15 protein-coding genes and 1 pseudogene are annotated in these 19,792 nt (G+C 75.1%); 7 read left to right on the top strand and 9 right to left on the bottom strand.

Going from position 1 to position 19,792, the window contains the following annotated elements:
• The first annotated feature begins 128 nt into the window (after positions 1–128).
• Positions 129–1,136: a hypothetical protein gene (locus HPT28_RS15865; RefSeq protein ID WP_219091738.1), complete on the top strand. Its 1,008-nt coding sequence runs from the start codon at positions 129–131 to the stop codon at positions 1,134–1,136.
• Positions 1,137–1,220: 84 nt separating this feature from the next.
• Positions 1,221–3,791: an aminopeptidase N gene (pepN, locus tag HPT28_RS15860; protein ID WP_219091737.1), complete on the top strand. Its 2,571-nt coding sequence runs from the start codon at positions 1,221–1,223 to the stop codon at positions 3,789–3,791.
• A 6-nt stretch (positions 3,792–3,797) separates the two neighbouring features.
• Here the strand turns inward: pepN and HPT28_RS15855 are convergent.
• The 9 genes and pseudogenes from HPT28_RS15855 to HPT28_RS15815 form a co-directional block, all read right to left on the bottom strand.
• A pseudogene (locus HPT28_RS15855) lies at positions 3,798–4,055 on the bottom strand (PQQ-binding-like beta-propeller repeat protein); the annotation flags it as partial.
• Positions 4,056–4,247: 192 nt separating this feature from the next.
• Positions 4,248–4,484, bottom strand: a complete 237-nt coding sequence (locus HPT28_RS15850; protein ID WP_219091735.1) for a hypothetical protein — start codon at positions 4,482–4,484, stop codon at positions 4,248–4,250.
• Between the two features lie 59 nt (positions 4,485–4,543).
• Complete coding sequence (malQ, locus tag HPT28_RS15845) at positions 4,544–6,667, bottom strand: 4-alpha-glucanotransferase (RefSeq protein WP_219091734.1); 2,124 nt, start codon at positions 6,665–6,667, stop codon at positions 4,544–4,546.
• Complete coding sequence (locus tag HPT28_RS15840) at positions 6,667–6,945, bottom strand: hypothetical protein (RefSeq protein WP_219091733.1); 279 nt, start codon at positions 6,943–6,945, stop codon at positions 6,667–6,669. Before HPT28_RS15840 ends, malQ begins: the two co-directional genes overlap by 1 nt.
• A gap of 241 nt (positions 6,946–7,186) precedes the next feature.
• Entirely contained in the window at positions 7,187–7,732 is a 546-nt protein-coding gene (locus tag HPT28_RS15835; RefSeq protein ID WP_219091732.1) for a MarR family winged helix-turn-helix transcriptional regulator, read from the bottom strand.
• A 47-nt stretch (positions 7,733–7,779) separates the two neighbouring features.
• Positions 7,780–8,529, bottom strand: a complete 750-nt coding sequence (locus HPT28_RS15830) for a sulfite exporter TauE/SafE family protein (protein WP_257578718.1) — start codon at positions 8,527–8,529, stop codon at positions 7,780–7,782.
• A 37-nt stretch (positions 8,530–8,566) separates the two neighbouring features.
• Positions 8,567–9,604 (bottom strand): N-acetylglucosamine kinase, encoded by a 1,038-nt coding sequence (locus tag HPT28_RS15825; RefSeq protein ID WP_219091731.1) that lies wholly within the window; start codon positions 9,602–9,604, stop codon positions 8,567–8,569.
• Positions 9,595–10,890 carry a 6-phospho-beta-glucosidase gene (locus HPT28_RS15820; protein WP_219091730.1) on the bottom strand — a complete coding sequence of 432 codons (1,296 nt, stop codon included), beginning with the start codon at positions 10,888–10,890 and terminating at the stop codon, positions 9,595–9,597. The genes HPT28_RS15825 and HPT28_RS15820 overlap by 10 nt, the downstream gene beginning before the upstream one ends.
• Positions 10,891–11,007: 117 nt before the next feature.
• The gene (locus HPT28_RS15815; protein WP_219091774.1) at positions 11,008–11,970 is read right to left on the bottom strand and encodes a mechanosensitive ion channel family protein; all 963 of its coding nucleotides are present in this window, start codon (positions 11,968–11,970) and stop codon (positions 11,008–11,010) included.
• Positions 11,971–12,178: 208 nt separating this feature from the next.
• On the opposite strand from HPT28_RS15815, the gene HPT28_RS15810 reads away from it, so the two are divergent.
• From HPT28_RS15810 to HPT28_RS15790, 5 genes are all read left to right on the top strand, one after another.
• The gene (locus HPT28_RS15810; protein ID WP_219091729.1) at positions 12,179–12,718 is read left to right on the top strand and encodes an HNH endonuclease; all 540 of its coding nucleotides are present in this window, start codon (positions 12,179–12,181) and stop codon (positions 12,716–12,718) included.
• 171 nt (positions 12,719–12,889) lie between these two features.
• The gene (locus HPT28_RS15805) at positions 12,890–14,338 is read left to right on the top strand and encodes a hypothetical protein (RefSeq protein ID WP_308119289.1); all 1,449 of its coding nucleotides are present in this window, start codon (positions 12,890–12,892) and stop codon (positions 14,336–14,338) included.
• A 17-nt stretch (positions 14,339–14,355) separates the two neighbouring features.
• The gene (locus HPT28_RS15800) at positions 14,356–15,483 is read left to right on the top strand and encodes a glutamate ABC transporter substrate-binding protein (protein ID WP_219091728.1); all 1,128 of its coding nucleotides are present in this window, start codon (positions 14,356–14,358) and stop codon (positions 15,481–15,483) included.
• Between the two features lie 84 nt (positions 15,484–15,567).
• Positions 15,568–16,956 (top strand): hypothetical protein, encoded by a 1,389-nt coding sequence (locus tag HPT28_RS15795; RefSeq protein ID WP_257578706.1) that lies wholly within the window; start codon positions 15,568–15,570, stop codon positions 16,954–16,956.
• Entirely contained in the window at positions 16,953–19,484 is a 2,532-nt protein-coding gene (locus HPT28_RS15790) for a serine/threonine-protein kinase (RefSeq protein WP_219091727.1), read from the top strand. The genes HPT28_RS15795 and HPT28_RS15790 overlap by 4 nt, the downstream gene beginning before the upstream one ends.
• The last annotated feature ends 308 nt before the right edge of the window (positions 19,485–19,792 follow it).

The following is a 19,792-nucleotide window of genomic DNA, read 5'->3' as shown; positions in this document are numbered from 1 at the left end:
CGGCCGTCCTGCGGCGGCTGCCCTAATCGGCAGTCGAACACCCGTACTTTAGGGCGGTCTTGTCCGGATTCATCGACAGGCCGGTAACAGCCGTTAGGGGGCGGGGAGGGGCCGGGAATCGCCTCGGCATGAACGAGACTCCCCTCACTCCCCGCCCCCTCAGCGACCTGTCCGACGTCCGGCGCCGCGTCGTGACCACCCGCGCCCTGCGCGAGCAGGGCGTGACGGCCTCGCTCGCCCAGGAGCGCTGCCGTGGCGGCGGCCCGTGGCAGCGGCCGCTGCCGGGCGTGTACCTGCTGCACCCCGGTCCGGCGACGAGCGAGGAGCGGCTGCACGCGGTCCTGCTGTACGCTCGGCGGGAGCCCGCGCCGGGCCCGGTGATGGTCACCGGCCTCGCGGCGCTGGCGCTGCACGGGCTGGCCGGGGCTCCGCCGCTGGCCGCTCTGGAGCGCATCGACCTTCTGGTGCCGCACACCCGCCGGCTGCGGTCGGCCGGATGGGCGCGGATCATGCGCTCGCAGGCGGTGCCCGAGCCGCAGGACGTCACCGGGGTGCCGGTGGCACCGGTGGCCCGGGCGGTGGCCGACGCGGTGGGCCGGCTCACCGACGCCGTCGCCGTCCGGCGGCTGCTGACCGAGGCCGTGCGCGGCGGGTACTGCGAGGCGCAGGCGCTGGTGCGGGAGCTGGCCCGGGCGCGGGCGCTGTCCCGGCCGCAGGTCGTGGACACCGTGGACGCGCTGCTGGCCGAGGGCCGGGCGGTGGCCGAGGAGCGGCTGTACGCGGCCGTGCGCGAGCACGGGCTGCCCGACCCGTGCTGGAACGTGGAGCTGCGGCTGCCGGAGGGCGGCTCACTGGGATGGGTGGACGCGTACTGGCCCGCCCAGGGAGTCGCCGTCGAGCTGGACGCCCGCGCCGGGCGGTGGGCGGGGGCGGCGTACCCCGAGGACGCCGACATCGCGGAGCTGGAGTACGCGCGCAGGCGACAGACGTTGGAGCGGCTCGGCGTGGCCGTCGTCCGGCTGTGCCCGCTGCGGCTGCGCGACGCACCGCGGGCGCAGGCGGCGGTGGTGCGCACGGCTCTGATGACGTGCGACGAGCGCGATCCGGCGGGCTACGTCGTGGTCCGGCCCAGGTGAGCTGCGCGCTGGCGGGGCGGGCGTGGAAGGATGTCCGGACCGCCGGAGCAACGAAGCCCGAGACAACCGTGAGGGAGACACCAGGTGCCTGGGACGAATCTGACCCGTGACGAGGCGCAGGAGCGGGCGCGTGTCCTGACCGTGGACGCGTACGCCGTGGACCTCGACCTCTCCGGAGCGCAGGAAGGGGGCACGTTCCGCTCGGTGACCACGGTGCGGTTCGAGGCGAGCGAGGCCACGAGCACGTTCGCCGACCTCGTCGCGCCGACCGTGCACGAGGTGCGGCTGAACGGCGAGGCGCTCGACGTGGCCGAGGTGTTCGCCGACTCCCGCATCGCGCTGCCGTCGGTGGTGGCGGGGGCCAACGAGCTGACCGTCGTCGCGGACTGCGCCTACACCAACACCGGGGAGGGCCTGCACCGTTTCGTCGACCCCGTCGACCAGCAGGCCTATCTGTACACACAGTTCGAGGTGCCGGACGCGCGGCGGGTGTTCGCCTGCTTCGAGCAGCCGGACCTCAAGGCGTCCTTCCGGTTCACCGTGACCGCTCCCCAGGGGTGGACGGTGATCTCCAACTCACCGACGCCCGAGCCCACCGGGACCGTGTGGTCCTTCGCCCCGACGCCGCGCATGTCCACCTACGTGACGGCACTGATCGTGGGCCCGTACCACAGCGTGCACAGCACCTGGGAGGGCGACGGCCGCAGCGTCCCGCTCGGCCTGTACTGCCGCCCCTCGCTCGCGGAGTACCTCGACGCGGAGGCGATCTTCGAGGTGACGCGGCAGGGCTTCGACTGGTTCCAGGAGAAGTTCGACTTCCCCTACCCCTTCGAGAAGTACGACCAGCTCTTCGTGCCGGAGTTCAACGCGGGCGCGATGGAGAACGCGGGCGCGGTCACGATCCGCGACCAGTACGTCTTCCGGTCCAAGGTGACGGACGCGGCCTACGAGGTGCGCGCCGAGACCATCCTGCACGAGCTGGCGCACATGTGGTTCGGCGACCTGGTCACCATGGAGTGGTGGAACGACCTGTGGCTGAACGAGTCGTTCGCCACCTACACCTCCATCGCCTGCCAGGCGTACGCCCCCGGCAGCCGGTGGCCGCAGGCGTGGACGACGTTCGCCAACCAGATGAAGACGTGGGCCTACCGCCAGGACCAGCTGCCCTCCACGCACCCGATCATGGCCGAGATCCGGGATCTGGACGACGTGCTGGTCAACTTCGACGGCATCACCTACGCCAAGGGCGCGGCGGTACTCAAGCAGCTCGTCGCCTATGTCGGCATGGACGCGTTCTTCCGTGGCGTGCAGGCCTACTTCAAGCGCCACGCGTGGGGCAACACCCGGCTGTCCGACCTGTTGGACGCCCTGGAGGAGACCTCCGGCCGGGACCTGGCCGCCTGGTCCGAGGCCTGGCTGGAGACGGCGGGCATCAACGTGCTGCGCCCCGAGATCGACGTCGCCGAGGACGGCACGCTGCGCGGGTTCGCCGTCCGCCAGGAGGCCCCGGCGCTGCCCGAGGGCGCGGTGGGCGAGCCGCGGCTGCGTCCGCACCGCATCGCGATCGGCCTCTACGAGCTGCGCGACGGCGTCCTGGTGCGCGACGAGCGCGTGGAGCTGGACGTCGACGGCGAGCTGACCGACGTCCCCCAGCTGGCCGGACGGGCCCGCCCCGCGGTGATCCTGCTCAACGACGACGACCTGTCCTACGCCAAGGTGCGGCTGGACGCGCGGTCCCTGGAGACGGTCACCGAGCACCTGGGCGACTTCACGGAGTCGCTGCCGCGTGCGCTGTGCTGGTCCGCCGCCTGGGACATGACCCGCGACGGCGAGCTGGCCGCCCGCGACTACCTGGAGCTGGTGCTGTCGGGCGTCGGCAAGGAGTCGGACATCGGCGTCGTCCAGTCGCTGCACCGGCAGGTCAAGCTCGCCCTCGACCTGTACGCGGCGCCCGAGTGGCGCGCGGAGGGGCTCGCCCGCTGGTCGCAGGCCGCCCTTGAGCACCTGCGGACGGCCGAGCCGGGCAGCGACCACCAGCTCGCCTGGGCCCGGGCGCTGGCCGCCACGGCCCGCACCGACGAGCAGCTCGGCCTGCTGGAGGGGCTGCTGGACGGCAGCGCGAGCGTGGCGGGTCTGGACGTCGACACGGACCTGCGCTGGGCCCTGCTGCTGCGGCTGGCGGTCACCGGCCGGGCGGGCGACGAGGCCATCGACGCGGAGCTCAAGCGCGACCCCACCTCGGCGGGCGAGCGGCACGCGGCCACCGCCCGGGCCGCCCGTCCCACGGCCGAGGCGAAGGCCGCCGCGTGGGCCGAGGTCGTCGAGTCCGACAAGCTGCCCAACGCGGTGCAGGAGGCCGTCATCGCGGGCTTCGTCCAGACCGACCAGCGGGAGCTTCTGGAGCCCTACACCGCGAAGTACTTCGAGGTGCTGGCCGAGGTGTGGAGTTCGCGCAGCCACGAGATGGCGCAGCAGATCGCGATCGGGCTCTACCCGACGCTCCAGGTCGCCCAGGAGACGCTGGACGCGACCGACGCGTGGCTGGCCGCCGCGGACGACAGCAGCGCGGCGCTGCGCCGGCTGGTCGGCGAGTCCCGCGCCGGCGTGGCGCGGGCGCTGCGTGCCCAGGCCGCAGACCGCGCCGCGGCGGCCTGACGGCCCTCAACCGGGCGGCGGCGTGTCCGCCGCCCGCGGCGCGGAGGCGTGCCCATCGCGGGCCACGCCTCCGCGCCGCGGTGCGTTGCGGGTGAACTCGGCTGCCGGCGCGGCCGGGACACGGCTCTTGGTGTTGGTCTGCCGGAGCAGGTTCCCGGACGCGGCGTCGACCGCGGACACCGTGCCGCCGAAGCTCCCGCCGTAGACGGTCCCGTTCACCACGGCCACCTGGTCCGTCACGGATGACGGCGTGGCGGAGGTCCAGCGCCGCCGGCCGGGGGCAGGGGCGGGCGGTACGCGCGTGTGGTGCGTGGCGTGGGGGCGTGGGGGCGGCGAGGGCCGGGGCGAGGCCCGCCCGGACGCCGCAGCGCGGTCCGGCGTCCGCCCCCGTACACACGTCGAGGACGCCTCCCGGCGGCACGGCCGGGAGGCGCCCTCGACGGAGGTGCTGGGAGGTCAGCTCTCCTTCTTGCGGGACTTGTCGCCCACCATGACGAGGCCGCAGATCAGCAGGAACAGCAGCAGCGGGGCACCCACGTAGAGGCCCAGCGTCTCGGCGACGCTCAGCCCCGTGCCCGGGTCGTCTCCGTCGTCTCGCGTCAGGGCGAAGGCGGGGGAGGACGTCAGCAGCATCAGCGTCGTGGCGACGCCGACGATTCCGGCACGCGCAGCAACAGTCTCAGTCTTGACCACGTTCTTAACGTAGCGAACGACGCTGCGCCCCGCTCATCCGGGGTCGGGTTCCGGGCCGGCTACTCCCGGACGCCGCCCTCCTCCAGCGCGGTGCGCAGCCCGGTGAGCAGCGTGTGCAGCCGGGGCGAGGCGAGCAGCTCCTCCAGCGCGACGGGCCGCCCGGTGCCGTCCGCGATGGGCAGCCGCCAGTTCGGGTACTCCAGCGACGTGCCCGGGACGTTCTGCGGGCGCCGGTCGCCGACACCGTCCGGCAGCCAGACGCCGACCAGCCACGCCGGGGTGGTGGCCAGGAACCGGTAGACGGCCCGGATCGCGGCCTCCTCCTCCGCGTGCCCCGGGGCCAGCAGCCCCAGCCGGGCGAACAGGGCCAGCCACTCCGCGCGCTCGGCGGCGGCGGCCGCGCGGGCGGCGCGCGGCGACCCCTCCAGCAGCCCGAGCCGGTGCTGTAGCGCGACGTGGTCCCCGGCGAGCCGGGCGGCGGTGCTGGGCAGGTCGTGCGTGGTGGCGGTCGCGAGGCAGGACGCGCGCCAGCGGCCTGGGGCCAGCGGCTTGCCGTCCCCCGTGTAGTCCCGCTCGAACCACAGCACCGAGGTGCCGAGGACGCCCCGATCGGCGAGTTCCTCCCGCACGCCGTCCTCCACGGTGCCCAGGTCCTCCCCGATCACCGCGGCACCGGCCCGGTGGGCCTCCAGCGTCAGCACCCCGAGCATGGCCTGGGCGTCGTAGCGCACGTAGGTGCCCTCGGCGGGCGGGCGGCCCTCGGGCACCCACCACTGGCGGAAGTGCCCCATGACGTGGTCGACGCGCAGGGCCCCGGCATGGGCCAGCAGGCCGCGCAGCAGCTCACGGTAGGGGCGGTAGCCGGTGCGGGCGAGCGCGTCCGGCCGCCAGGGGGGCAGCCCCCAGCACTGGCCTGCGGCGTTGAAGGCGTCGGGCGGGGCCCCGACGGACATCCCGGCGGCCAGGGCGTCCTGCTGCGCCCAGGCGTCGGAGCCGGACGGATGGACGCCGACGGCCAGGTCGTGCACGAGGCCGACGGACATCCCGGCACCCCGCGCGGCCTCCTGGGCGCGGGCGAGCTGGCCGTCGACGAGCCAGGAGAGCCAGCAGTGGAAGTCCACCCGCTCCAGGTGCTGGGTGCGGGCGCGGGCGGTGCGGGCGGAGCGCGGGTCGTCCAGCCCGGCGGGCCAGGAGCGCCAGTTTGGCCCGTGGAGTTCGGCGAGCGTGCACCACAGGGCGTGGTCTTCCAGCTCCTGGCCGCCGTCGGCGAGGTAGGCGCAGTAGTCGGCCCGGCGCCCGGGGCTCAGCGGAACGGTGCGCAGCAGTTCCAGGGCGTCGAGCTTGAGCGCCCACACGGCGTCGCGGTCGATGTGGGCGCCCTTGTGCAGGACGCCCTCGCGCAGCCGGGCGGCGCGTTCCGTCAGCCGCTCCATGCGGTCGCGCTCGGCGCCCGTGAGGTAGGCGTACTCGGGGACGTCCTCGACGCGCAGGTGGACCGGGTCGGCGAAGCGCCGGGAGGAGGGCCGGTAGGGCGACGGGTCGGTGCCCTCGCCCTCGGCGGCGGGGACGGCGGCGTGCAGCGGGTTGAGCTGGACGAATCCGGCGCCCGTGGTCCGCCCGGCCCAGGCCGCGAGGTCGGCCAGGTCCGCCAGGTCGCCCATGCCCCACGAGCGGCCGGAGAGCATGGAGTAGAGCTGGACCATGAGGCCGTGCGTGCGGCCCCGCGGACGCGGTAACCGCCGGGGGGCGACGATGAGGGGCGCCCGCGCCGAGCGCCCGTCCGGGGCCTCCGCGCGGAGCGTGTGGACACCCGGGGGCACGGCGGCGGGGACGCTGACGGGGAGGCCGGGGCCGGCGTCGTACTGGGCGCCGTCCTCCGTCTCGACCCGGAGCACGGTGCCCGGCGGCAGCGCCGGGAGGCCGGGCAGCCCCGGGCCGGTGTCGTGCGGGGCCTCGTCCTGCCCCGAGCGCAGGACGACGGTGGGCGGCAGCAGCCTGGCGGCGGCCTGCAGCTCGTGTGTCTCCAGGGCCTGGCGGACGGCTTCGGGCGTCGAGGCGTCGACGCCCAGGGCCGCGAGCACGGCGACGACCGAGTCCTCCGGCACCTCGACCACCCGGCCGGGGCCGGGGGCATAGGAGGTGGCGACACCGTGTGCCGCGGCCAGCCGCGCCAGGCGGCCCATCAGATCTCCGTGGACTCCGTGCCGAAGCCGGCGCCGGTCGGCTCGCTGGTCAGCGGGAGCTCGGCGGCGATGGGGGGCTCGCTCGTCAGCGGGGCGACGTCGGCGAGCGGGGGCTCACTGGTCAGCGGCGCCTCGTAGCAGCCGCAGGAGCAGGAGCCGTCGAGGCCGGAGTCCGGATCGGACAGCAGGGCCTGTTTGGAGGGATCACCCTCCTCCGCCCTGTCCTGCTGTCTGGGCAGGGTGATCAGGGCGGTGAGAAGGTCAGCGGACGTGGCCACGGCGGGCCTCCGTTCGTGGACGGCAAGCTGGACATTCGGTGGCCTACCCACTGCCTGCGTGGGCATCCGTCATCGGCACCGGAACGTGGCGCAGGTCACGTCACGATAGCACCGGCAATTTGCCGTTCGGGCGACGCCACGAGCGCACAGCGCGCGGTGTCGGGGCCAGGACACCCAAGATTTTACGGCAGGGGGCCGGGGCGACGCGCGGCGGACGTCCGCGCGCCGCCCCGGTACGGGCTCACAGCCGGAAGCCGGCGTCCCCCTCGACGTTGCGGATCAGGCGGCGCAGCAGCCGGATGACGGCGACGTACTCCGCGTCGTCGATGCCGTCCCGCACCTGCCGCAGGGCCGGGGTCAGCACGTCCGTCCACAGGTGGCCGACCAGGGCGTCACCGGCTTCGGTGACGCGCAGCCTGCCTCCGGCCTCCGCGAGCAGTCCGCGCTCCAGCAGCTCGTCGACGGCGGTGCCGAGGACGGAGACGTCGACGTAGGGGCGGCTCGCGCCGATCACTTCGACCAGCTCCGTCCGGGTCAGCCCCTCGGCGGACTCGCGGGCGCGGTTCAGCGTCCACCAGTGCGGCTGCTGGACGCCCTCGCGGGCGAGGTTGGCGTTGAGGAACCCGGTGATCGCGGCGCTCGCGGCGCCTGTCCAGTAGCCGAGGGGCTGCTGGAGCAGCTCGGCCTCCGTGAACTCGGGGACGTCGGCGGACACGGCCCGGGGAGCCGTGAACGTCGTGGTGGTTGAAGGGGTCGTCGAGGGCGTGGTGGCGGAAGGTCGTGTCATGCCACCGAACGTAGGAAGTGAACCTGAGTTGAAGTCAACGGCCGAGCTCAGCCCACCGGCAGCGTGGGCAGCAGCAGCCACAGGCCCTTGCCCAGCGTGACCAGCCCACCGCCGAGCGCCAGCGCGAGGATGACCCGGCGGGCCCGCCCCTCCGGGGTGCGGGCCGCGATCAGGTGCCCGGCGACGAGTCCGGCCGCCAGGGTGACCCCGGCGACCAGCCACTCCTCGCCGGACAGCCCGGGCGCGCCCTTGGCCGCGAGCGAGAAGATGTTGACCAGCAGCCCGTAGAACTGCGCGTTGGGTACGAACTCGCGGGCCGACCAGCCGGCGTTGACCGCGTACAGCGAGACGGCGGGGCCGCCGAGGCCGGCCGAGGAGTTCATGAAGCCGCTGGCCGCCCCGGCCGCGACCGCCCCCGCCCGGCCCCGCAGGGAGGGCAGCCGCACGCCGCGGACCAGGAGCAGCACCAGGGCGCTCAGCAGCGCGCCCATGGCCGTCAGCAGCGCCGGCTCGGGCAGAGCGCGGGCGACGGCCGCACCCAGCGGGACGGTCAGCGCCGCCGCGGCGACCAGGGGGACCATCGAGCGCAGCCGCACGCCGCGCCAGGTGGCCAGCAGCCCCAGGCCGCTGATGGCGATGCCCGCGCAGTTGGCCATCGTGACGCCGTCCATCGGGCCGACGAGCAGGACGAGAAAGGGCGCCGCGACGAGGCCGAAACCGATTCCGGCCAGCCGCTGGACGGCCGCGCCGAAGAACACGATGCCGCCCAGGAGCAGCGGGAACGTCGAACCGGTCAGCACGCGATGAGGCTATGCCCCGTGCCGGGGCGGCCGGTCACCGGCCCCGCGCCCCGCCCAGGCGGCGGCGCAGCCGGGCACGGGCCTCGGGGCGGGCGTCCGCGGCGTCCAGGGCGAGCAGGGCGGCCCCCAGCACGGGCGGCGCCTCCACCACGGTGACCTCCGCCCGGGGCGCCGCCTCAGCGAGCCCCCGCAGGACGCGCTCGTGCAGCGCGGGGTGGCGCGCGGCGGCCACCCCGCCCCCGAGGAACACGGGGGTGGGCGTGCCGAGCAGGCCGAGCCGGTCGAGCGTGACGCGGGCCATGGCGACGATCTCCTCGGCCTGCCGCTCCACGAGCCGGCCCGCGAGCGCGTCGCCCTCGGCGGCCACGGCGAACAGCACGGGCGTCAGCTCGTACCGCCGTTCGGCGGGCAGCTCCCCCAGGTGCAGGGCCTCGATCAGCTCGGGCATCCCGGCCAGCCCGAAGTGGGCGGGGAGCGCCCGGGCGAGCCCGGTCGGGGCGCCGCGTCCGTCCGCCGCCCGGGCGGCGTGCCACAGCGCGGCCTCGGCCAGCCCGGCGCCGCCGCCCCAGTCCCCGGAGAGCCTGCCGAGGGCGGGAAACCGGTGCACGCGGCCGTCCGGGGCGCGGCCCACGCAGTTGATCCCCGCCCCGCACACGACGGCGACGCCGTGCCGCACCGAGTCGTCGTCGGGCAGGCCCGCCCGGAGCACGGCGAAGGTGTCGTTGACCACCTCGGCGGTGCGGGCCCAGCCGGCGGCGGCGACGGCGGCACCCAGGGCCCGCTCCTCGCGGGGCAGGTCGGCGTTGGCCAGGCAGGCCGCGATGTGGACGACGTCCGCGCCCGGCGGGGCCGCGGCCAGCGCGGCCCGGACGGGCCCGGCCAGCTCCGCCACGGCCTCCCCCGCGGCGTCAGGCCGGGCCGGGGCGGGCCGGAAGCCGGGCCCCCGGGCGGTGCCGAGGATCTCGCCGTCCACGCCCGCGAGCAGGACGTCCGTCTTGCTGTTTCCGGCATCGACGGCGAGGACGGCGCCTCCGCCCGCGGCGGCCGCACCGCCGCGCGCGCTCAGGCCCATGGCAGATGCGCCCGGTTGTGTGCGATGAGCCGGTCGGTCAGGCCCTCCGCCCGCTCGTACTGGCCGATCAGCGGGTGGGCGAGGAGGGCGGCGAAGACCCGGTCCCGGCCGCCGTGCAGGGCGGCGTCCAAGGCCAGGCGCTCAAAGGCGGCGGTGTGGGCGATGAGGCCGGCGTACAGCGGCGGGATGCCGGGGGCGGGCAGCGGTTCGGCGCCCCGGGGCGTGACGTGGGCGGGCACCTCGACGACGGCCTCGTCCGGGAGGAAGGGCAGCGTGCCGTCGTTGCGCACGTTGACGGCCTGGACGGCGTTGGCGTCCGAGCCGCCAGGGCCCTGCGCCGGACCGCCGCCGCCGAGGAGGGCGGCGGCCAGGGCGACGGCGGCCTCCGAGTAGAAGGCCCCACCGCGGCTGGCCAGCAGTTCCGGCTTGGTGTCCAGTGCCGGGTCCGCGTACATCTCCAGCAGCTTCTCCTCCATGGCCGCCACCTCCTCGGCCCGCGAGGGCCGCTCCCCCAGCTCGGCCACGACCTCGTCGTGCGCGTAGAAGTAGCGCAGGTAGTAGGAGGGGACGACGCCGAGCCGGTCCAGCAGCGGGCGGGGCAGCCGCAGCCGCTCGGCGAGCGTCCGCCCGTGTTCGGCGAGCAGTCCGGGCAGGAGGTCGGGGCCCTGCGGGCCGCCGTGCCGCACGGCCAGCTCCCAGGTGAGGTGGTTGAGCCCGTAGTGCTCCAGGTGCAGTTCCCCGGGCGGGAGGCGGAGCAGCTCGGCGAAGGTGCGCTGGAGGCCGATGGCGACGTTGCACAGCCCGACGGCACGGTGGCCGGCGTCCAGCAGGGCGCGGGTGACGATCCCGACGGGATTGGTGAAGTCGATGATCCAGGCGTCCGGGGCGACCCGGCGCACGGTCTCGGCGAGCCGGAGGACGACGGGCACGGTGCGCAGGGCCTTGGCGAGCCCGCCCGCCCCGGTCGTCTCCTGACCGACGCAGCCACATTCGAGCGGCCAGGTCTCGTCCTGCCGCCGGGCTGCCTGGCCGCCGACCCGGAGCTGGACGAGGACGGCGTCGGCGCCCTCGGCCCCCGCGGCCGCGTCCTCGGTGAGGACGACCCGGCCGGGGTGGCCCTGGCGGGCGAGGATGCGCCGCGCCAGCCCGCCGACCCGGGCGAGCCGGTCGGCGTCGGGGTCGATGAGGACCAGTTCGGTGACCGGCAGGGTGTCGCGCAGCCGGGCGAATCCGTCGACGAGTTCGGGGGTGTAGGTGGAACCGCCCCCCACCACTGCGAGTTTCACCCCTGGCACGATAGGACTAGACCACTGCGGGGTCAACGCCTCCGCGACACCCCCTCGCCCGGCCCGGGAGATCCTGCCCGCACCCGGTGGTGCCTCGTCCGCGCCCGGCCGGGCCCGTCAGACACCGGTCTTGCGCAGGGACAGCCGTGACGCCGCCTCGGCCGCGGCCTCCTGGGCCAGCCCCTCGTCGTCGACGAGCGGGATGCCCTGCGCGTCGAGGGCCCGCTTGACCCGCCAGCGCAGCTCGCGCGCGGCGGGCGCGGCCTCACCCGGCATCGTCCGCACCGAGACCCGCACGGTCATCGACTCCATGCCCACCGCGTCCAGACCGAGTACCTCGACCGGGCCCCACAGCTTCTCGTCCCAGGGCTCGCTCCCGGCCATCGCCCGCCCGGCCTCGGTGATCGCCTCGCGGACCGTGTCCAGGTCCTCATCGGCCCGGACCTGCACGTCCACGGTGGCGGTCGCCCAGCCCTGGCTGAGGTTGCCGACGCGTTTGATCTCGCCGTTGCGTACGTACCAGATCTCGCCGTCGTCCCCGCGCAGCTTGGTCACCCGCAGCCCGATCTCCAGCACCGTGCCCACGGCCTCACCGGCGTCGACGCGGTCCCCGACCCCGTACTGGTCCTCCAGCAGGATGAACATGCCGGTCAGGACGTCGGTGACGAGGTTGCGGGCGCCGAAGCCGATCGCCACGCCCGCCACACCGGCGCTGGCCAGCAGCGGCCCGAGGTTGATGTCGAAAACCGACAGCACCGTGAGCGCGGCCGTGCCGAGGATGAGGAACGAGGCGACGCTGCGCAGCACCGAGCCGATGGCCGCCGAGCGCTGTCGGCGCCGCTCCGCGTTGATGAGGAGGCTGCCGAGCCCGCCGCCGGCCGCGTCCCCGTCCTCCCGGGACCGGTTCATCCGGTCGACCAGCCGCGTGATGGTGCGCCGCACCACCGCCCGCAGGACGAGGGCGATGACCAGGATGAGGAGGATGCGCAGCCCGGCGCCCAACCAGGCCTCCCAGTTGTTCTGGAGCCAGCCGGCCGCCTCGTCGGCGTGCCGTTCGGCTTCCCTGATCCGCTCGTCCATCGTCTCGGCCACGTCTCCCAGAGTATGCGGGTGCCCACCGCCCGGACACGGCCGATCGGCGGCGGGAGACCACCTCGGCAGGGGATGTGGTGGAGAACACGCGCGGTGCGTTACGCGATCGTGGTGGCGCCACGCCCCCCGCGCGGGACACACTGAGGGGAGATCGTCCCGGCACAAGCCACGTGCCGCAGACGTACAAGGAGGCACCGTGCCGCATGTCCTGGTCCTCAACGCGTCGTACGAGCCGCTCGGTGTCGTACCGCTCCGCCGCGCGCTCATCCTCGTCCTCAACGACAAGGCCGTCAGCCTGGAGGACTCCGGCGCCCTGATGCACAGCGCGACCCACGTCGTACCGGCTCCCAGCGTGGTGCGGCTGAAGCGGTTCGTGCGGATGCCCTACCGCGGCCCGGTGCCGCTGACCCGGCGGGCGCTGTTCGCGCGTGACGGCGGGCGCTGCGCGTACTGCGGGCAGACGGCGACGAGTGTCGACCACGTCATCCCGCGCAGCCGCGGCGGGCAGCACGTGTGGGACAACGTCGTCGCGGCCTGCCGACGCTGCAACCACATCAAGGCCGACCGCCACATCGCCGAGCTGGGCTGGCGGCTGCGCCATCAGCCAGCCCCGCCCACGGGGCTGGCCTGGCGCATCATCGGCACCGGGCATAGGGACCCGCGCTGGCTGCCCTACCTGCGGCCGTACGGCGCGGACGACGCACTGGCCCGGATCGACGGCAGAACCCCCGTCTGAGCCGGGCCTTCGTCGTGTTCCGGGGCCCTCGCGGGCTCCGGAGCGTGCAACCGTGTCGTCACGATCCCCCGTCCGCACGGGTACGGCCGTGCGGGAAGTGACCTTCACCCGTCATACTGCTCGCCGTGACGGGGGAGGCATGATGTGTGACCGAGGGGGAGGTCCCGTACCGTGACGCAGCCGCCGAGCGTGCAGCCGGCTCTCGCACCGCCGACGGCTCCGTCGGCCGTGCCGCCCCAGGCGGGGCCGCACTCCGGCGTCGCGGGGCAGTCCACACCGGCACCCGGGCAACCCGCCGCCCCGGCCCGGCACACCGCGTGGACGGAGAACTGGCGGCGGCTGCGGGCCGCGGCCACGACGGAACCGGGGCGGCTGCGGGTCATCGGGGCCGTCCTCGTCGTCCTGATCCTGACCTTCGGCCTGCTGACCTCCCTTCAGGTCACCCTCCGTTCCTCGGCGGCCGACGCCGTCATCGGCAGCAGCCAGCCGCTCAGCGCCGACGCCGCCGAGATCCACCGGCTGCTGGCCGACGCCAACACCACGGCCGCGAGCGGCTTTCTGGCCGGCGGCGAGGAGCCCCGTGCGGTGGGCGAGCGGTACGACGACGACATCCGGCAGGCCGCCGAGCTGATCACCCGGGCCGCCGCCAGCGGCGAGGGGTCCAAGACGGCCCGGCAGCAGCTCAGCACCCTCAACCGCGAACTGCCCGTCTACACCGGCCTGGTGGAGGCCGCCCGGGCCAACAACCGGCAGGGGCTGCCGATCGGGGGTGCCTACCTGCGCTACGCCGACGAGCGGATGCGCACGACGCTGCTCCCGGCGGCCCGCACCCTCTACGAGACGGAGTCGGCCCGCTACCAGCGGGATCACGACGAAGCCAGGTCCTGGCCGTGGCAGGCCCTGCTGCTCGGAGTGCTGGTGCTGGGCGCCCTCGGCTGGGCGCAGCGCCGCCACTACGTGCGCACGAACCGGGTCTTCAACCGGGGACTGCTCGGCGCCACCGCCACGGTGCTCGTCGTCCTCGGGTGGCTGGTTGTCGGCCACGGCATCGCCTGGGCCAGGCTCGGCGACGCGGAGCGGGACGCCGGGCGCTCGCTCCAGGCGCTCAACGAGTCCCTGGTGGCCGCGCTGGAGGCGCGCGGGGACGAGAACATGACACTGGTGGCCCGCGGCGCGGGCGCCGCCTACGAGGAGACGTACCGGGAGAGCATGCTGCGGCTCGCCGGCGAGAAGGCGCAGCGGCCGGGCAGGGCACTGCTGGAGAAAGCCGCCCTGCTCGCGGACGACGAGACGGGCCGCGCGGCCGTCGACGAGGCGCTGGAGCAGGCCCGGGAGTGGAACGAACGCCACGCCGAGGTGCGGGAGTTGGACAACTCCGGCGAGTACGCCGCGGCGGTGGCCAAGGCCATCGGCACCGGGGAGAGCACCGGGCAGGCGTTCGACAAGGTGGACGCCGCGCTGCGCGAGGCGATCAGACACGAGCAGGGGCAGTTCACCGGCGCGGCCGAGTCGGGCCGTTCGGCCCTGACGGGGCTCGCGGTGGGCACCGGGCTGCTGACGCTGCTGGGGGCGGCGGGTTCGGTGGCCGGCATCGGCCGCAGGCTGGCGGAGTACCGGTGAGCGGGGAGGACGGTGCGATGACGACGACCGGGCGTACGGACGACGCGGGACGGGGCAAGGGTCCCTCCGGCACGAGGCCGGCCCACGGGATACACGACGGCAGCCGCGCCGGGACCACCGTGGTGGCCCGGCGGCCCCGGCGGGCCCTGGTGGTGGGGCTCGCGGCCCTCGCCCCCGCGCTGGCCGCCCTCCTGGCGGCTGGCCTGCCGGGCGAGGCGGCCCGGATGGGAACGTCGGCCGGGGGCGCGGCGGACGGCCGACCCTCGCACGAGGCGGCGGCCCGGCCGCCGACCGCCCCGAACGTCCCGAACGTCCCCGCCGCGCCGGAGACCTGCCAGGACGGCACCCCGGCGGCGGCCAGCCTGCGCCCCTCGGACGCGGCGGGCGAGGCGGTCGAGCGCATCCAGCAGCGCGGTCACCTCATCGTCGGCGTCGACCAGAACAACTACCTGTGGGGCTACCGCAATCCGCAGACGGGCTCGATCGACGGCTTCGACATCGACCTCGTCCAGGCCCTCGGGCGGGACCTCCTCGGCCCCGACGCGAAGATCGTCTACCGGACGATCCCCACCGACCAACGCATCCCGGCGATCCGGAACCGGGAGGTGGACATGGTCGTGCGCACCATGACCATCAACTGCGAGCGGCGGAAGCAGGTCGCCTTCTCCACCGCCTACTTCGTCGCGGGTCAGCAGGTGCTGGCGCCGCGCAGCTCGGAGATCACCGGGCACGACTCCTCGCTGGCGAACCGGCGTACGTGCTCGGCCAAGGGCTCCACGGCCGCGGCGGCGATCCGCGAGCGGGACTTCGGCGCCGAACAGGTGCTGGTTCCCAACCAGTTGGACTGCCTGGTGCGGCTCCAGCTCGGCGAGGTGGACGCGGTGGTGACCGACAGCGCGCTCGCCGCGGGGCTGGCCGCACAGGACCCGACGGTCGAGCTCGTGGGCGAGCCGTTCACCACCGAGCCCTACGGCGTGGCGATGAACCTCGAGGACGAGGACCTGGTGCGCCGGGTCAACAAGGTGCTCGACGACTTCCGTTCCGGTGGCGCCGACAGCGCCTGGCGAACGTCGTACGACCGCTGGCTGGCGGACGTCATGCCCGACCGGGAGCCGCGTCCACCCGCCCCGCAGTACCGGGACTGAGGCCCGGTACGGCACCGGCGGGGCAGCGGACAGGTGGCCGGACACCGGGAACGGGCGGGCCGGACGAGAACAGCGAGGTGATCGATGGGGTCCACGGAATCCTCCGGACCGGTGCTGAGCCGGGACGAGGTGGACCGGGCGTTGGCCCGGCTCGGCGCGGAGCACGAGGCGATCGAGTCGTCCCTGCTCGCCCTCCAGGACCACGCGGGGCGCAGGCTGCTGGAGGGCGCCGACCTGACCGGCGCCACCAAGCACCGCTGGGCCGCCGCCGAAGCGACGATCGGACTGCTGTGGAGCCAGTTCGAGCGGTACACCGAGGCGCTGCGCACCGCCCGTGAGATCCGGGGCAGACGCCGCTGGCCGGGGCGGGACGACCTGATCGCGCTGTCCGAGCTGCTGCGCGGCGAGGGCGTGACGGTATCCGGGGACGGCGGCGCGCGCGGCGGCCGGCTGGCCGAGCGGCTGAGCATGGCCGAGCTCGTGGACCGCATGAACGCCGGGTACGCCCGCGCGCTGGAGGTGGTGGTGGCCGCCGACGCGGTGTGGTCGGCGCTGCCCGCCCGCATCGACCTGCTCGCCGCCGAGCTGGGCCGCATCCGTTCGCTCGCGCACTCCGTCGGCGTCCGGGCCGGCGAGCATCCGGCCGGGGACGAACTGGAGCGGATCACCTCCGAACTCACCGCGCTGCGTGGCGAGGTGATCTGCGATCCGCTGGCCTTCTGGCTGCCCGCCGGGGGCAGCAGCGCGCCCGGCGGGGGCCGTCCGGACACCGAGCGGTACGACCGTGCCGCCCGCTCGCTGGAGGACGTGCGCCGGGAGATCGAAGCCGTCCTCGCCGTGCGGCAGGACGCCGACCAGCGGCTGCTACGGCTGCGCGACGTCCTCTCCCGGGCCGACCGCACCCTCGCCGAGGCCCGTACGGCCCGGGGCGAGGTGCTGGCCAAGATCGCCGCTTCCGAGGTGCCCGCGGTCAGCGGCCCGGCGACGGCCCTGCACGAGCAGCTCGCCACCGCCGCCGAGTACCGCAGACACGCCCGGTGGCACCGGCTGTCGCCCCTGCTGGACAGCCTGGAGCAGCGGGCCGACGAGGAGCTGGAGCGGGCCAGGGAGCAGCTCGCGGCGGTGACGGCTCCGCTGGCCGTCCGGGCGGAGCTGCGCGGGCGGCTCGACGGCTATCGGGCCAAGGTCGCCCGGCACGGGCTGGCGGAGGACCCGCTGCTGACCGAACGTTACGACAGCGCCCGGCGGATGCTGTGGAGCGCTCCCTGCGACCTGCGGGCCGCGGAGCAGGCGGTCCTGCGCTACCAGCGGGCCGCCGTGGAGGGGCTGGCGCAGCGCCCGCCGAAGGACGCGGGCCCGGCTGACGGCGCCCGGCCCACCGGGGACGGCGGTGCCACCGGGGACGGCGGTGCCACCGGGAACACCGGCGCGGGCGCCGGAACGAACGACGTGACGGGGAAGGGCGGTCGATGAGCGGGCAGCGGACGTGCCAGCAGCGGAACTGCGAGGGGACGTACGAGGACGTCGGCGGAGGCGAGCTGTACTGCGACACCTGCGGGCTGTCGCCCGTCGTCGCCCCCACCGCCCAGCGGCCGGGCTCGACGCCGTCGGTCCGCTCCGAGGCCCACTCGGGCTCCTCCGGGTCCGGGCGGCTCGGCGCCTCCGGGCGGTCGGAACGTTCCTCCGGGCCGTCGTCCGGGCGGGCCTCCGCACGGTCGCAGTCCTCCCGGCGCTCGGTGTCCGGCCGGCTCTCCCGCTCGGTGACGGGCTCGCTGCGGGCGCCGTCGCTCTCGGTGCGCAGCTCCCGGGGGTCCTCCTCGGGCGCGTCCTCGCGGCACCGGCTGGGCGCGGGCCTGGTGACGGTGCCGGAGGTGCCGAGGGCCGATCCGGCCTCGGCCGTGCTGGAGAGCGCCGAGGTGCCCGAGCGCAAGCGGTTCTGCGGCAACCCCGACTGCGGCAGCCCCGTCGGCCGCTCCCGCGCGGGCCGCCCCGGCCGCACCGAGGGCTTCTGCACCAAGTGTGGCCAGCCCTACTCCTTCGTGCCCAAGCTGAACCCGGGTGACGTCGTCCACGGACAGTACGAGGTGGCGGGCTGCCTCGCCCACGGCGGTCTCGGCTGGATCTACCTCGCCGTGGACCGGGCCGTCTCCAACCGCTGGGTGGTGCTCAAGGGCCTGCTGGACACCGGAGACCAGGACGCCATGGTGGCCGCCATCTCCGAGCGGCGCTTCCTCGCCGAGATCGAGCACGCGGGCATCGTCCGCATCTACAACTTCGTCGAGCACCTCGACCAGCGCACCGGCAGCCTCGACGGCTACATCGTGATGGAGTACGTCGGCGGCAAGTCGCTCAAGCAGCTCGCGGAGGAGCGGCGCGGGCCCGACGGCCGCCGGGACCCGATGCCCGTGGACCAGGCCTGCGCGTTCGGCATCGAGGCACTGGAGGCGATCGGCCACCTGCACAGCCGCAACCTGCTCTACTGCGACTTCAAGGTCGACAACGCCATCCAGCAGCACGACCAGCTCAAGCTCATCGACCTCGGCGCGGTGCGCCGGATGGACGACGACGAGAGCGCCGTGTACGGGACCGTGGGCTACCAGGCGCCGGAGGTCGCCGAGTTCGGCCCCTCGGTGGCCTCGGACCTCTACACCGTCGCCCGCACCCTGGCGGTGCTGACCTTCGACTTCCGCGGCTACACCAACATGTACGTGGACAGCCTGCCGGACCCGGAGACCGTCGACGTCTTCCGGCAGTACGAGTCCTACTACCGCTTCCTGGTGCGGGCCACCGACCCCGATCCGCAACGCCGGTTCGGTTCGGCCGCCGAGATGGCCGAACAGCTGACCGGGGTGCTGCGGGAGATCGTCGCGTTGCGCAGCGGTCGGCCCTGCCCGGCGGTGTCCACCCTGTTCCGACCGGAACTACGGGTCGTGAACACGGAGTTGCTCCCGGCGGACGACGAGGAAGCCGACCTGCCCGGCGCGCGCCCCCGCCGGGGAGGACGCCGCCGCCCGGTGCCCGCTCCCACCGAGCCGCCGAGCGGACCGGTGGCCATCAGCCCGCTGGACCCGAGGGCGGCAGCGCTGGCCCTGCCCGTCCCCGCCGTGGACCCGACCGACCCCAACGCCGGGTTCCTCGCCGGGCTCACCGGCGCCGCGCCCGCCGACCTCTACGCGGCCCTGCGCGCCGCCCCGGCCGACTCGGTGGAGCTGCGGCTGCGCGCCCTGCGAGCCCAGCTCGAACTGGCCTCCGCGGCCGGCCCGGCGATGCCGGTGGGCCTCGCGGACCTGGCCCAGCTGGCCGAACGGCACCCCGACGACTGGCGGGTGGTCTGGTACCGGGGCGTGGCCGCCCTGGTCAACGGGGACCGGGAGACAGCGGCCGTCGCCTTCGACGCCGTCTACGACGCGTTCCCCGGCGAGCCCGCGCCCAAGCTCGCCCTGGCCGTGAGCGCCGAACTGCTCGGCCAGCTGGACAACGCCGAGGAGTTCTACCGGCTGGTGTGGTCCAGCGACCCGAACTACGTCAGCGCCGCGTTCGGGCTGGCCCGGGTGCGGCTGGCCGCCGGGGACCGGGCGGGGGCCGTCACGGCGCTGGAGTCCGTGCCCGAGTCCTCCATCCACCACGTCGCGGCCCGGGTGGCGGCGATCTCCGCACGGCTGCGCCAGCGCGCGCCCGGCGAGCCGCTGCTGCCCGACGTCCAGGCCGCCGCAGGCGAGTTGGAACGGCTGGAGACGCTCGGGCTGGACGCACCGCGCCGGGAGCGGCTGGCCACCGAGGTGCTGGGCCGGGCCCTGGAGTGGGTGCTCGCCGGACGCCCCGCCGCCCCCGGCGCACCCGCGCGGAATCCGGTACTCCTCGGTAGCGAACCGACCGAGACCGGGCTGCGTCTGGGACTGGAGGGCTCCTGCAGACGGCTGGCCCGGCTGGCGCAGAGCGGGAGCGAGAGAATTTCGTGGGTGGAACGGGCCAACCGTCTCCGCCCCAGGACGTGGGTGTGAGGATGCCGCAGCTCGACCAATGCTCCACGTGCCCCAGTTGTGCCGAGCCGCTGGAGGAGGACGACCGCTTCTGCGGCGGCTGCGGGGTGAACCTCTCCGCCCCGCCGCCGACGGCCGCCCCGTCGCCTCCGGCGCCGACGGCACCTCAGGCACACACGGCCGCCCCGGCCTCGACGACGCCTCCGGCCGATCCGAGCGGCCCGGCCGATCCGGCCACGCCGACCGCCCCGGAGCGGTCACCGGCACCGGGCCCGCCCCCGACGGCGCCCCCGACGGCGCCCCCGCCCCAGCCGCCCGCGCGCTTCGAC

Source organism: Streptomyces sp. JJ38, from assembly GCF_019303475.1.
Classification (GTDB): Bacteria; Actinomycetota; Actinomycetes; order Streptomycetales; family Streptomycetaceae; genus Streptomyces.
Note: the sequence above shows the minus strand (reverse complement) of the source record. Positions and strands in the feature narration are given on the sequence as shown.